Annotated in this window: 12 protein-coding genes; 6 read left to right on the forward strand and 6 right to left on the reverse strand. The window is 74.9% G+C overall.

Features of this window, described 5'->3' with window-relative positions; all coding sequences use genetic code 11:
* Positions 1-111 precede the first annotated feature (111 nt).
* The gene (locus J4E96_RS18160; RefSeq protein WP_227423432.1) at positions 112-1,746 is read left to right on the forward strand and encodes a xylulokinase; all 1,635 of its coding nucleotides are present in this window, start codon (positions 112-114) and stop codon (positions 1,744-1,746) included.
* 9 nt (positions 1,747-1,755) lie between these two features.
* Here the strand turns inward: J4E96_RS18160 and J4E96_RS18165 are convergent, their stop codons facing one another.
* The 3 genes from J4E96_RS18165 to J4E96_RS18175 are packed head-to-tail and all read right to left on the reverse strand — an operon-like array spanning position 1,756 to position 4,535.
* On the reverse strand, positions 1,756-2,775 hold the full coding sequence (locus tag J4E96_RS18165; protein ID WP_227425829.1) for a LacI family DNA-binding transcriptional regulator: 1,020 nt from the start codon (positions 2,773-2,775) through the stop codon (positions 1,756-1,758).
* A 19-nt stretch (positions 2,776-2,794) separates the two neighbouring features.
* A complete protein-coding gene (gene proC / locus J4E96_RS18170; protein WP_227423433.1) occupies positions 2,795-3,646 on the reverse strand; it encodes a pyrroline-5-carboxylate reductase in 852 nt (283 codons plus the stop codon).
* A 58-nt stretch (positions 3,647-3,704) separates the two neighbouring features.
* Positions 3,705-4,535 (reverse strand): hypothetical protein, encoded by an 831-nt coding sequence (locus J4E96_RS18175; RefSeq protein WP_227423434.1) that lies wholly within the window; start codon positions 4,533-4,535, stop codon positions 3,705-3,707.
* 144 nt (positions 4,536-4,679) lie between these two features.
* On the opposite strand from J4E96_RS18175, the gene J4E96_RS18180 reads away from it, so the two are divergent.
* Genes J4E96_RS18180 through disA form a run of 3 tightly spaced genes read left to right on the forward strand, consistent with a single transcriptional unit; the run spans position 4,680 to position 8,100 of the window.
* A complete protein-coding gene (locus J4E96_RS18180; RefSeq protein ID WP_227423435.1) occupies positions 4,680-5,552 on the forward strand; it encodes a hypothetical protein in 873 nt (290 codons plus the stop codon).
* A 10-nt stretch (positions 5,553-5,562) separates the two neighbouring features.
* Entirely contained in the window at positions 5,563-6,987 is a 1,425-nt protein-coding gene (radA, locus tag J4E96_RS18185) for a DNA repair protein RadA (protein WP_227423436.1), read from the forward strand.
* Between the two features lie 27 nt (positions 6,988-7,014).
* Entirely contained in the window at positions 7,015-8,100 is a 1,086-nt protein-coding gene (gene disA / locus J4E96_RS18190; RefSeq protein ID WP_227423437.1) for a DNA integrity scanning diadenylate cyclase DisA, read from the forward strand.
* Positions 8,101-8,135: 35 nt separating this feature from the next.
* On the opposite strand, the gene J4E96_RS18195 is transcribed toward disA, so the two are convergent.
* Positions 8,136-8,747 carry a hypothetical protein gene (locus J4E96_RS18195; RefSeq protein WP_227423438.1) on the reverse strand — a complete coding sequence of 204 codons (612 nt, stop codon included), beginning with the start codon at positions 8,745-8,747 and terminating at the stop codon, positions 8,136-8,138.
* A gap of 158 nt (positions 8,748-8,905) precedes the next feature.
* On the opposite strand from J4E96_RS18195, the gene J4E96_RS18200 reads away from it, so the two are divergent.
* Complete coding sequence (locus tag J4E96_RS18200) at positions 8,906-9,844, forward strand: HhH-GPD family protein (protein ID WP_227423439.1); 939 nt, start codon at positions 8,906-8,908, stop codon at positions 9,842-9,844.
* Here the strand turns inward: J4E96_RS18200 and J4E96_RS18205 are convergent.
* A complete protein-coding gene (locus J4E96_RS18205) occupies positions 9,828-10,343 on the reverse strand; it encodes an amino-acid N-acetyltransferase (protein WP_227423440.1) in 516 nt (171 codons plus the stop codon). The two genes, J4E96_RS18200 and J4E96_RS18205, sit on opposite strands and share 17 nt — an antisense overlap.
* 149 nt (positions 10,344-10,492) lie before the next feature.
* Between J4E96_RS18205 and J4E96_RS18210 the strand changes: the two genes are divergently transcribed.
* Positions 10,493-11,305: an urea amidolyase associated protein UAAP1 gene (locus J4E96_RS18210; protein WP_227423441.1), complete on the forward strand. Its 813-nt coding sequence runs from the start codon at positions 10,493-10,495 to the stop codon at positions 11,303-11,305.
* Positions 11,306-11,337: 32 nt separating this feature from the next.
* Here J4E96_RS18210 and J4E96_RS18215 read toward each other — a convergent pair whose 3' ends face one another.
* Positions 11,338-12,333 (reverse strand): sugar-binding transcriptional regulator, encoded by a 996-nt coding sequence (locus tag J4E96_RS18215; RefSeq protein WP_406620063.1) that lies wholly within the window; start codon positions 12,331-12,333, stop codon positions 11,338-11,340.
* Positions 12,334-12,420: the final 87 nt, after the last annotated feature.

A 12,420-nucleotide genomic window follows, 5' to 3' on the forward strand; every position in this document is an offset into this window, starting at 1 on the left:
CAGCGCCACGATGAACACCGAGCACAGCACCGAGAAGAGCGACGTCGCCGTCGGCTGCGGCGAGGTCTGCACGCACGCCCCGCTAGGGGGCCGAATCCGCAGGAGAGCACAATGTCAGTAGTCCCGACTGCCGCCGATCCCCAGCGGGTCACCCTCGCGCGTGCCGCCATCGCCGAGGGTCGAACGGCCCTGGGCATCGAGCTCGGGTCCACCCGGATCAAGGCAAGCCTTGTCGACCTCGACGGTGCGCCGTTGGCCAGCGGCAGCCACGACTGGGAGAACAAGTTCGTCGATCGGATGTGGACCTACTCGCTCGACGATGTCTGGACCGGTCTGCAGGAGTGCTTCGCCTCGCTGCGCGCCGACACCGAGCGCCGGTACGGGGTGAGCCCGACCACGTTCGGCGCTCTGGGCGTGTCGGCGATGATGCACGGCTACCTGGCCCTCGACGGCGACGGCGAGCTGCTCGTCCCGTTCCGGACGTGGCGGAACACCACGACGGAGCGGGCCGCGGCCGAGCTGTCGGAGCTGTTCGGGCACAACATCCCGCTGCGCTGGTCGATCGCCCACCTCTACCAGGCGGTCCTCGACGACGAGCCGCACCTCGACGCGCTGCGGTCCTTGACCACGCTCGCCGGATACGTCCACGGGCGGCTGACCGGGCGCCACGTGCTCGGGGTCGGCGACGCGTCCGGCATGTTCCCGATCGACTCGGCGACCCGCGGCTACGACCGGTCCATGCTGACCCAGTTCAACGAGCTGGTGGCTGAGCGTCGCCCGGACCTGCACCTGGCGGACCTGCTTCCTGAGGTGCTGGTCGCTGGGCAGCAGGCCGGACAGCTGACACCGGAGGGCGCCGCGCTGCTCGACCCGTCCGGGACGCTGCGGGCAGGAGTTCCGCTCTGCCCACCCGAGGGCGATGCGGGCACCGGCATGGTCGCGACGAACGCCGTCACGCCACGGACCGGCAACGTCAGCGTCGGCACGTCCATCTTCGCGATGGTCGTGCTCGAGCGACCGCTCGCCCGGGTGCACCACGAGCTCGATCTGGTCACGACGCCGGCCGGCGACCTCGTCGCGATGGTGCACTGCAACAACGGCGCGAGCGAGCTGGGCGCGTGGGCCGAGATCTTCGGGCAGTTCGCCGTCGCGCTCGGGCACGGGGGGGAGCCGGACGCCGTCTTCGGCGCCCTCCTGCGCGAGGCCTTGGCCGGAGAGGCCGACGGGGGCGGCCTGCTCGCCTACAACTACCTGTCGGGCGAGCCGATCACGGGTCTCCCGGAGGGTCGCCCGCTCGTCGTGCGCACCCCGGACAGCCGGTTCACGCTCGCCAACTTCATGCGCACGCAGGTCTACGGCGCGTTCGCGACCCTGAGCCTGGGCATGCGCGTCCTCGAGGCCGAGGGCGTCGAGCTGGACACGCTGTTCGCCCACGGCGGCATGTTCCGCACCGCTGGTGTGGCCCAGCCGCTCTTGGCTGCCGCCGTGCGGGCACCAGTCGCCGTCGCGACCTCCGCGAGCGAGGGCGGCCCCTGGGGCATGGCACTGCTCGCGGCCTACCTCGGCGCCGCCGCTGACCTCGACCTCGGCACCTACCTGCGCACCCGCGTGTTCGCGGGCTCGGACGTCACTGTCGTCGAGCCGGACGCCGCAGACCTCGCGGGCTTCGCGACCTACCTCGACCGTTACGTCGCTGGCCTCGAGATCGAACGGGCAGCCGTCGCGGCGACCGCCCACGGGGCCTGAGCCCGAGGGTCAGCGAGCGGGGCCGGTACTGGCGCGGACGATCAGCCGCGGCGGGATCGGGGTCGGGTCCAGCTCGGCGCCGCCGATCGCCGCGATCAGCATCGTGATGCACCGCCCGCCCAGCTCCTCGAACCCCTGCCGGATCGTGGTCAGCGGCGGCAGGAAGTGCGCCGACTCGAGCATGTCGTCGAACCCGACGACCGAGACGTCCCGCGGCACCGCGACGCCGCCCTCGGCGAACGCCCGGAGCAGGCCGAGCGCGACCTGGTCGTTCGTGGCGAAGACGGCGTCGGGCACGCCCTCGCGCGCCAGCTGGCGGCCGACCTCGTAGCCCCGATCCGGGCTCCAGTCCCCGGCGATCGGGTCGCCCGAGTCGATGCCCGCCGCAGCGAGCTCGGCGTGCCAGCCCGCGACGCGGGCCCGGGCGTCGACCCAGCCCAGCGGGCCGGCGAGGTGCACGATGTCGCGATGGCCGAGGTCGAGCAGGTGCCGCGTCGCCAGGCGCGCCCCGAGCTCCTGGTCGACGCTCATGGTCTGGTACGCGAAGCCCGGGCTCGGCTCGGCCGCGATCATCACGAGCGGGACCTGCGCCGCGAACGGCACGAGCGCGTCGCGCACGTCGTCCTGCGGCGCGATGACGATGATGCCCTCGACCGCCTGAGAGAGGAAGTGCTCGACCGCGCGGCTGACGTGCGCGGCGTCGATCTCCGCCAGCGTCGCGACGCTCACGAAGTACCCCGCGTGGCGCGCCGCCTCCTCGACCGCGATCAGGGTCGACGTCGGCCCGAAGTACGGCAGCCCGATGCAGATGATCCCGATCGTGCCCGTCCGCCGGGTCACCAGGGCGCGCGCCGCGCTGTTGCGGCGGTAGCCCAGCTCGGCGATCGCCTCGAGCACCCGCTCGCGCGTCTGGGGACGCACGCTCGGGTGGTCGTTCAGCACGCGCGAGACCGTCTGGTGCGAGACCCCGGCGATCCGAGCGACGTCGCTCATCGCCGGCAGTCGGGGCCGCCCGCCGGGCTCGGTCATCGTGCTCACCGGCTGCCGACTAGCCGTGCTGCGGTGCGGCCGCTTCGGCGGCGAGCTGACGCGAGCGGTCCCGCGCGGCTTCGGCGGCGGCCAGGAACGCGGCGCGCACGCCGTGGGCGTCCAGCTCGCGCACGGCCGCGACCGTCGTCCCCCCGGGCGACGACACGCGCTCGCGCAGGATCACCGGGTGCTCGCCGGTCTCGGCGAGCAGCGCCGCGGAGCCGAGCACGGTCTGCACCGCGAGCTCGCGGGCGCGCGCCCGGGTGAGTCCGAGCAGCACCCCCGCCTCGGCCATCGCGTCGACGACGTAGAAGACGTAGGCGGGTCCGGAGCCCGAGATCGCGGTCACGGCGTCGAGGTCCTTCTCGTCCGCGCGGACGACGAGGCCGGACGTCGCCAGGATCCGTTCCGTGAGCGCGAGGTGCCCCTCGTCCGCATGCGTCCCGGGGCTGATCGCGCTCGCGCCCTGGCCGATCACCGCGGGGGTGTTCGGCATCACGCGCACGACCGGGGTGCCCGCCGGCAGCCGCTGCTCGTAGAACGCGCACGGCAGCCCGGCGGCGATGCTGACCACGAGGGTGCCCGGGCGCAGGGCGCCGGAGATCTCCGCCAGCACCGCGCCGACGTCCTTGGGCTTGACCGCGATGACGACGACGTCGGCGCGCCGGGAAGCCTTCGCGTTGCCGTCGGCGGCGCGCACGCCGTAGCGCGACGAGAGCTCGTTCGCGCGGACGGCGAACGGCTCGGTGACCGCGACGTCGTCGACGGCCCAGCCCGAGGCGAGCACGCCGGCCAGCAGCGCCTCGCCCATCACCCCGCCGCCGAGGATCGTCAGCGCAGGGTGCGTCGTGCGCGGGGCGTCCTCGCTCATGACCTGCCTCTCGCCGGGTACGTGCTCACCGTATCGGCTGGGCCACCGGCGAGCCGAATCACCAGGGAAAGGCGAGATAGAAGTCCGCGACGACATCGTCGGGCCCTGCGACCTGGAACAGCGCCGTGCCGTTCGTCCAGATGACGGAGCCCGTCCCGTCGCCGGCCGCGGTCTGCGTCCACGCGCCGACCGGCGCGCCGACGGCGTCGACCGATCCGGAGCCGGTGGGCGTGGCCGCTCCCGGCGTCGCCGCGAGCAGCGCTGCGGCGGCCGCGGCGGCGGCCTCCGGCGTCTCGAACTGGCCGGCGTCCACCGTGACGGCGACCCCGCCGCCATCGGAGTAGGCCAGCTGGTCGCCCTCGAGCGCGCCCGCCGCGACGAAGGGCGCGTGCTCGGCGACGCCGGTCAGGGCGAACTGCAGCACGGTCGCGGGCAGGGCGTCGACGAACGTCGACACCGGCTGCCGCACGACGGGCTCGAGGGTCGGGGTCGGGGACGCCAGCGTGACGGTCGGGGCCGGCTCCGCGTCCGCAGGTGCGCCGGCGAACGCGCCGCTGAGCGCGGCCGCGACGCCGGCGATCACGACGATCGCGGCCACGATCGAGGCGATGACCAGGGTCCGGCGCCGGGAGGCCGGCTCGGCCGGCTCGGTCGGTGTCGCGGGATCCGCAGGATCCGCCGACTCGGCGGGAGCTTCCGGCTCGGCGGGAGCTTCCGGCTCGGCAGGAGCTTCCGGCTCGCCGGGATCGACCGGCGGCGCCGCGGCGTCGGCGGGCGGCATACTCGCGGCGGGCCTGGCCGCGGGGACCGCGGTCGGGTCGGTCACGCGGTCGAACGGCCACCCGTGACGCGGCCCGCCCGCGCCAGTACCTGGCGTGTTGTCGGTCATGTGTGCCTCCCCGCTTGCCGCCGGCGGCCGCGGCGAATGAGGCGAAGCCTACGCAGTCGGCGGGCCGCCACCGACGCCCACCCGGGCGCCACGCCCGCGCCCGCGCGCCGGACGGCGGCCCCGGCCGCGCCGTACGATGCGGGGATGTCCGATTGGCCCGCTGAGACCTCGCTCGACGCGCCGCGCACGTGGGCCGAGTTCCCCGATCCCGACTGGGACCCCGCGCAGGAGCCCGCCGGCCCCGACCGGGTCTTCCGGGTCGACCTCACGTGGCTCACCTCGTCGTGGACCTGCATCTTCGGGCGCGGGTGCGCCGGCATCTACGCGGACCGCCCCGACGACGGCTGCTGCACGCTGGGTGCGCACTTCACGGACACCGACGACGAGGCGCGCGTCGGCGAGTACGTCGCCGACCTGACGGAGCGCTCGTGGCAGCGCCATCCCGGCGCCGACTCCCCCGCGCCGGGCGCGGGCGCCGAGCACGCCGCCTGGGCCCGCACGGACGCCGACGGCGAGCGCACGACGCGCGTCGTCGACGGCGCCTGCGTCTTCCTCAACGACCCGGACTTCCCGGGCGGGTCGGGCTGCGCGCTGCACCACCTCGCCGCCGCCGCCGGGGTCGAGCCGCTGCGCACCAAGCCCGACGTGTGCTGGCAGCTCCCGCTGCGGCGCACCTACGCCACCCTCGAGCGCCCGGACGGCTCGAGCTACCAGCAGGTGCAGGTCGCGGAGTACGACCGGCGCGGCTGGGGGCCGGGCGGCCACGACCTGGACTGGTACTGCACGGCCAGCCCGGCCGCCCACGTCGGACCGCAGCCCGTCTACCTGTCCCTCGCCGCCGAGCTGCGCGAGCTGGTCGGCGCGGCCGCGTACGCCGAGCTCGCGCGACGATCGGCCGAGCTGCTCGGCGCCCGCCACCTCCTGCCGCTCACGGTGCACCCGGCCACCCGGCTGGCCGGCTGCGCCCAGCCCGGCAGCGCCGAGGCCGCAACCGGCCCCGTGGGTGGCGCCAGCTAGCGTTCGCGGCATGGCATCCCCCGCTTCCCGGCCCGCGAGCTCGCGGCGCTCCGACCGACCCGCCCGTCCCGCCTATCGCTGCGCCGAATGCGGGTGGACGGCCGCGAAGTGGGTCGGCCGGTGCGGCGAGTGCCAGGCGTGGGGAACGGTCGCCGAGGACGCGGGGCCCGGCGGCGCCGCGCCCCGCACCGTCGCCCAGGCCCCGAGCCGCACGCCGGCGCGCCCGATCGGGGAGATCGACGTGGAGGCCGCGCGCGCACGGCCCACGGGTGTCGACGAGCTCGACCGGGTGCTCGGCGGCGGACTGGTCCCCGGCGCGGTCGTGCTGCTCGCGGGAGAGCCGGGCGTGGGCAAGTCGACGCTGCTGCTCGACGTCGCCGCGCGCGCCGCGCGCGGTGGTCGGCGCGTGCTCTACATCACCGGCGAGGAGTCGGCCGGCCAGGTCCGCCTGCGCGCCGAGCGGATCCGGGCGCTCGACCCGAACCTCCTGCTCGCGGCCGAGACCGACCTCGCGACCGTGCTCGGGCACGTCGACCAGGTGCAGCCAGACCTCCTCGTCGTCGACTCCGTGCAGACGGTCGCGTCGGCGCAGGTGGACGGCGCCCCCGGCGGCGTCAGCCAGGTGCGCGAGGTGGCGGCCGCGCTGATCGCAGTCGCGAAGGGTCGGGACATCCCCACGGTGCTCGTCGGGCACGTGACCAAGGACGGGTCGATCGCCGGGCCGCGCACGCTCGAGCACCTCGTCGACGTCGTGTGCCAGTTCGAGGGCGACCGGCACTCGCGGCTGCGGCTGCTGCGGGCAACCAAGAACCGGTACGGACCGACCGACGAGGTCGGCTGCTTCGACCTGTCCGAGACCGGCATCATCGGGCTGGCCGATCCGAGCGGGCTGTTCGTCTCGCACGCCCTCAACCACGTGCCGGGCACGTGCGTGACGGTCACCCTCGAGGGTCGGCGGCCGCTCGCCACCGAGGTGCAGGCGCTCGTCGCCCCGAGCGTGCTCAGCAACCCCCGCCGCACCACGAGCGGGGTGGACTCGAGCCGGCTCGCGATGGTGCTCGCGGTCCTGCAGCGGCGCGTCGGCGTCGGCCTGGTTGATCAAGACGTCTACGTCGCGACGGTCGGCGGCGCCCGCGCCGTCGAGCCGGCGACGGATCTCGCGCTCGCGCTCGCCACCGTCAGCGCACGCCAGGACGTGCCGCTGCTGGTGGGGCTCGTCGCGCTCGGCGAGGTCGGCCTCGCGGGCGAGATCCGCCCCGTCGTCGGCCTAGCGCAGCGGCTGTCCGAGGCCGCCCGCCTCGGCTTCACCCACGCCGTCGTCCCGCGCGGGTCCGTCGAGCCTGGCCAGGGCCCGGCCGGCATGACGCTGCACGGGGTCGCGGATCTCGCCGAGGCCACACTCGTCAGCCTCACCGCCCGTGTCCGCTCGGTCTGAACCTTCCAACGCCGATAGGATCTGCGCGTGGCAACCTCCCACCTTCTGCCCGACGACCTGCTGCGGGCCACGCTGGCCGCGGTCGCGCCCGGCGGTCAGCTCCGCGAGGGTCTCGACCGGATCCTGCGCGGCCGGACGGGTGCCCTCATCGTGCTCGGCTTCGACCGCACGGTCGAGTCCATCTGCTCGGGCGGCTTCGTGCTCGATGTCGAGTTCTCGGCCACCCGCCTGCGCGAGCTCGCGAAGATGGACGGCGCGATCGTCCTCGACAAGGACGCGACGCGCGTCCTGCGGGCCGCCGTCCAGCTGCTGCCCGACCCGACCATCGAGACGACCGAGTCCGGCACCCGGCACCGCACGGCGGAGCGCGTCGCGAAGCAGACGGGCTACCCGGTCATCTCCGTCAGCCAGTCGATGCGCATCGTCGCGCTCTACGTCGGCGGGTTCCGGTACGTGCTCGAGGACGCCGACACGATCCTCTCGCGGGCCAACCAGGCGCTTGCCACCCTCGAGCGCTACAAGTCACGGCTCGACGAGGTCAGCGGGACCCTGTCCGCGCTCGAGATCGAGGACCTGGTCACGGTGCGGGACGTCTCCGCCGTCGTGCAGCGGCTCGAGATGGTCCGCCGCATCTCCGAGGAGATCGCCGGCTACGTGATCGAGCTCGGCACGGACGGCCGCCTGCTCGCGCTCCAGCTCGACGAGCTGATCGGCGGGATCGGCCAGGACCGCGAGCTCGTGATCCGCGACTACGTCGAGACGACGCGCAAGGACCAGGGCGCGCTCGAGGTCCAGGCGGCCCTCGCCGACCTCGACTCGACCGAGCTGCTCGATCACGGCCACATCGCGCGCGTGCTCGGCCTGCCCGGCGGCGGCGACGCGCTCGACGCGGCCGTCGGCCCGCGCGGCTACCGGCTGCTCTCGATGGTGCCGCGGCTGCCCCCGGCGATCGTGGACCGGGTGATCTCGCACTTCGGCAGCCTGCAGAAGCTGCTCGCTGCGGGCATCGAGGACCTCATGATGGTCGACGGTGTCGGCGAGCAGCGTGCCCGCGCCGTCCGCGAGGGGCTGTCGCGGCTCGCCGAGTCGAGCATCCTCGAGCGGTACGTCTAGCCCGAACGAGCGCGGCTCCACCGAGCCGCGCTGCGCTACTCGAGCGCGAAGACCGCGGGCGCCGCGCTCGCCCCGAGCAGGGTCGCCGCGACTTGGTAGGTGCCGGCGCGCGGGGCGGGCAGGTCGGCCGGGCAGCCCTCGGCTGAACGGGACCTCGTCCAGGCGATGTCGACGGGGTCGCTCGCGCCGGCGGCGAGCAGGAGCTGGCGGGAGGCCGTCTCGGCGCTCGCGCAGTCCTTGCTCGACCAGATGCGATCGGTGCCTGAGCTGATGATCACCTCGCGCGAGGCGTCGCCCGCGTCCACGGTGCACGGCTCGGCCCCGACGTTGGTGACGGTCACCGTGAGCGTCGGCGCAGCGTCCGCGGCGTACTGGACCGCGTTGGGCACCACGGTGAGCTGGAGGTTCGCCGGCGCGCAGTCGACCGGCGCCCCGCCGGCCGGGTCCTCGTCCGCGGCGGCGCTCGCGGCGGCGTCGGCGGCCGCGTCGGGCGAGCTCGCGTCGTCTCCGCCGTCGCGCAGCGCGAGCGCCCAGACGCCGATGCCGAGCGCGGCCACGACGAGCGCTGCCGCGATCACGACGACGAGCCGCCGGACCCAGTAGACCCGGGGCGGGTTGGGCCCGACCGGGTGCAGAACTGTGCTCATGCCGAGCCCTTCGTCGCGACGGGACGCCGAACCTGGGACGTCGGCACCACGCTACGGCGGCCGAAGCCGCGCGGGGGCGCAGGCACGCCGGGTACCCGCGCTGGGGGATTGCCGGGGCATGTCGCCGCGGCCGGCCCCCGTGCGGAACAATCGCGCCCATGCCCCCTGCCAGCACGCCGCCGCCGGGCGCGCCGGCCGAGATCGCCCCGCTGCGCGCGGAGGTCCTGACCTGGTTCGCCGCGAACGCGCGCGACCTGCCGTGGCGGGCGCCCGACCGGACCGCCTGGGGGGTCCTGGTCAGCGAGGTGATGCTGCAGCAGACCCCCGTGGTGCGGGTCCTGCCCGTGTGGACCGCCTGGATGGCGCGCTGGCCCGCGCCCTCCGACCTCGCCGCCGCGAGCACCGCCGACGTGCTGCGCGCGTGGGATCGGCTCGGCTACCCCCGCCGGGCGCTGCGCCTGCAGGAGTGCGCGCGGGCGGTCGTCGACCGCCACGGCGGCGCCGTCCCGCGTGCGGAGTCCGCGCTGCTCGAGCTGCCCGGCGTCGGCGCCTACACCGCCGCGGCCGTCGTGGCCTTCGCGCACGGCGGGCGATCCGTCGTGCTCGACACGAACGTGCGCCGGGTGCTGGCCCGGGCACTCGGGGGCGTCGCCCTGCCCGCGCCGAGCCAGACGGCGGCCGAGGTCCGGCGCGCCGCCGCCGCCGTCCCCGCCGGCGAGCGCGAGGCCGCGGCCTGGGCCGCCGCCTCGATGGAGCTCGGCGCGCTGGTCTGCACCGCGCGGTCGCCCCGCTGCGACGCCTGCCCGATCGCGGCCCGGTGCGCGTGGCGCGCGGCCGGGTACCCGCCCGACGCGCACGCGGCCCGGCGGCGGACCCAGGCATGGACGGGCACGGACCGGCAGGCGCGCGGGCGCATCATGGCGCTGCTGCGCGACGCGGCCCGGCCGGTCCCGCCCACCGGGATCGACGCGGTCTGGCCGGAGCGCGACCAGCTCCGCCGCAGCCTCGCCGGGCTGGTCGCGGACGGGCTGGTCGAGGAGCTCCGCGGCGCTGCGGGGCCGAGCGGGTACCGCCTGCCGGTCAGCCCAGCTCGATGAGCATCCGGGTGTTGCCGAGCGTGTTCGGCTTCACGCGGGCGAGATCGAGGAACTCCGCGACCCCGTCGTCGTGCGAGCGCAGCAGCTCGGCGTAGACCTCGGGCGAGACGGGCGTGCCCTCGATCGCACGGAAGCCGTGAGCGGTGAAGAACTCGACCTCGAAGGTGAGGCAGAACAGCCGCGTGAGCCCGAGCCCGCGAGCGCGCGCCATGAGGTCCTCGAGCAGCCGATGGCCGACCTGCCGCGAGCGCCAGCCGGGCGCGACGGCGAGCGTGCGGATCTCCGCGAGGTCCTGCCAGAGCACGTGCAGCGCGCCGCACCCGACGACGCCGCCGGCCGGGCCGGCGTCCGCGACCAAGAACTCCTGCACCGCCTCGTAGTAGCCGACCATCTCCTTCGCGAGCAGGATCCGCTCGGTCGCGTAGGGCGCGACCAGGTCGCGAATCGCATGGACGTCGGCAGGAAGGGCGGATCGAACGGTCAGCTCGGAACGTGGCACCGCGACAACCTAGTCCGCCCCGGCGGCGGCCGCGCGGGCGCCCCGACGCGTAACACCGTCGTCACACGACGGTGACCGGGGCGGAACGTCCGCGGGCAACACTGGGCTGACCGGTGGCGAGTCTCCCGGTTCAGCAAAGGGGCGAGCAGATGACCACACCCGCCATCGCGCCGGCCGTCTCGGCGGCACCGACGATCGCGTGGCCCGAGCCCCCGCAGGGCCTGGACGCCGACCGGCTCGTGTGGGCCGAGACCGTCCGCGGGAACGGGTACACGCACTTCGAGGTCGCCCGGGGCACGACGCTGCGGATCACCGACCTCGAGGGAGACGCGTGCGCCCACCTGCTCGCGTATCACGCCGACGTGCCGGCGGAACGGCTCAACGTCGCCGAGACCGTCCGCGTCCAGGACCAGGAGACGCTCACCGCAGGCTGCCTCCTGATCTCTGACCGCGGTCGCGCGCTCGCGACGATCGTCCGGGACACCTCGGGCCGGCACGACCCGCTCTTCGGATCGAGCTCGCGCCGCCCGCGCGCCGGCGCGGAACCCGCCGGGCCGGAGCTGCTCGGCTTCGCGGCGGCCAAGCACGACCTCGGCCCGCGTGACCTCGCGCCCGGGGTGGCGTTCTTCCAGGGCGTCGAGGTCGACGACGCCGGCCGGCCCCGGTTCCTCGGCTCGGCGGGTCCGGGGGCGAGCGTCGTGCTCCGGGTCGAGCTGCCGCTCGTGGTGCTGCTCGCCAACACTGCACATCCGCTCGACCCGCGGCCCGAGCAGCCGTGCAGCCGCATCGAGGTCCTGGCGTGGCGCGACCGGCCCACGCGGCCCGACGACCCGGAGTGGGCGGCGTCGCCGTCCGCGCGGCGCGCCTACCTTCAGACAGCGGCCTACCTCGCCGCGCAGCGCCCCCCGCCGGCAGGCCGGTCCGGCGACCAGGCCGCGCGCCCGCGCGGCCGCGCCCGCTGACCGAGCCGCCTCCCCGGACCTGCCAGGTGTGACTACTGGACGTCGCCCGGCCAGCCGAGGCGGCCGCGCACGGGCGTGCCCAGCTTGCGGGTCACGCGACCGGCGGCGTCGCGGGCTGACACCGACTGCAGCAGGTGCGTGGCGGTCACCTCGTCGACGACCAGGTCGGTGACGACCCCCGAGCGCAGCGCGGCGAGCAGCGGGCCGACCTTGTTGTCGCCCGCCACGACGCACACCCGGCGCGGCACGCGATTCAGCTCCTCCGGCGTCGGTCCCGTCGCCCGCGCGTTGAGCGCGACGTCGCGGTAGCTGCCGTCCGCCCGCATGAACACCGTGCAGATGTCGCCGACGACGCCCTCGGCGTGCAGCGTCCGCGTGTCGTCGTCGTCGAGGTAGCCCGCCGCGTACACGTGGCTCGGGACCGCGCCGGCCACGGCACCGACCGAGAACAGGGCGATGTCTGCACGTCGTTGCACGTCGAGGACCCGCCGCACCGAGCGCTCGCGCCACATCGCGGCCTTGGTCTCGGGGAAGTCGAAGAAGGCCGGGACCGGGAAGTGATGTACCGACGCGTCGAACGCCGCCCCGAAGCTCGAGATGAGGTCGCTCGCGTACTCGATGCCGCTCGTGCGGTTGTTCGCCGCGCCGTTGAGCTGCACGACGGCGCTGCCCCGGGTCGGCTTGTGGGTCAGGTTCCGGCTCACCGCGGCGAGCGTCGTGCCCCAGGCGATGCCCAGCACCATGTCGGAGTCGAACCACGACGCGAGGAGCTTGGCGGCGGTGCGCGCCACCTGCTCGAGCCGCTCGATGTGCTCGGCCGAGTCGGGGACCGGCACGACGTAGGTCGAGATGCCGAAGGTCGAGCTGATGCTCTGGCCGAGGCCCGGCGCGCGGCTGCTCGCCGGTCGCAGCGTGATCTCGACCAGGCCCGTCGCACGCGCCCGCTTGATCAACCGCGAGACCGTCGACCGCGACGTGTTCAGGTGCCGGGCGATCACCTCCATCTTCATGTCCTGGAGGTAGTACATAGCGGCTGCCCGTAGGACATCCTGCTCGCCGTCGACTCCCACAGGTGACCTCCGGTGCACATACGTGCATGGCAGTTGCGCGAACGT

Source organism: Pengzhenrongella sicca (genome assembly GCF_017569225.1).
Taxonomy (GTDB): Bacteria; Actinomycetota; Actinomycetes; order Actinomycetales; family Cellulomonadaceae; genus Pengzhenrongella; species Pengzhenrongella sicca.

What these genes read in the sequence shown, in the direction of transcription:
- J4E96_RS18160 (WP_227423432.1), top strand. Translation starts at nt 112, where the DNA reads ATGTCAGTAGTCCCGACTGCCGCCGATCCCCAGCGGGTCACCCTCGCG.
- J4E96_RS18165 (WP_227425829.1), bottom strand. Translation starts at nt 2,775, where the DNA reads ATGACCGAGCCCGGCGGGCGGCCCCGACTGCCGGCGATGAGCGACGTC.
- proC (WP_227423433.1), bottom strand. Translation starts at nt 3,646, where the DNA reads ATGAGCGAGGACGCCCCGCGCACGACGCACCCTGCGCTGACGATCCTC.
- J4E96_RS18175 (WP_227423434.1), bottom strand. Translation starts at nt 4,535, where the DNA reads ATGACCGACAACACGCCAGGTACTGGCGCGGGCGGGCCGCGTCACGGG.
- J4E96_RS18180 (WP_227423435.1), top strand. Translation starts at nt 4,680, where the DNA reads ATGTCCGATTGGCCCGCTGAGACCTCGCTCGACGCGCCGCGCACGTGG.
- radA (WP_227423436.1), top strand. Translation starts at nt 5,563, where the DNA reads ATGGCATCCCCCGCTTCCCGGCCCGCGAGCTCGCGGCGCTCCGACCGA.
- J4E96_RS18195 (WP_227423438.1), bottom strand. Translation starts at nt 8,747, where the DNA reads ATGAGCACAGTTCTGCACCCGGTCGGGCCCAACCCGCCCCGGGTCTAC.
- J4E96_RS18200 (WP_227423439.1), top strand. Translation starts at nt 8,906, where the DNA reads ATGCCCCCTGCCAGCACGCCGCCGCCGGGCGCGCCGGCCGAGATCGCC.
- J4E96_RS18210 (WP_227423441.1), top strand. Translation starts at nt 10,493, where the DNA reads ATGACCACACCCGCCATCGCGCCGGCCGTCTCGGCGGCACCGACGATC.
- J4E96_RS18215 (WP_406620063.1), bottom strand. Translation starts at nt 12,333, where the DNA reads ATGTACTACCTCCAGGACATGAAGATGGAGGTGATCGCCCGGCACCTG.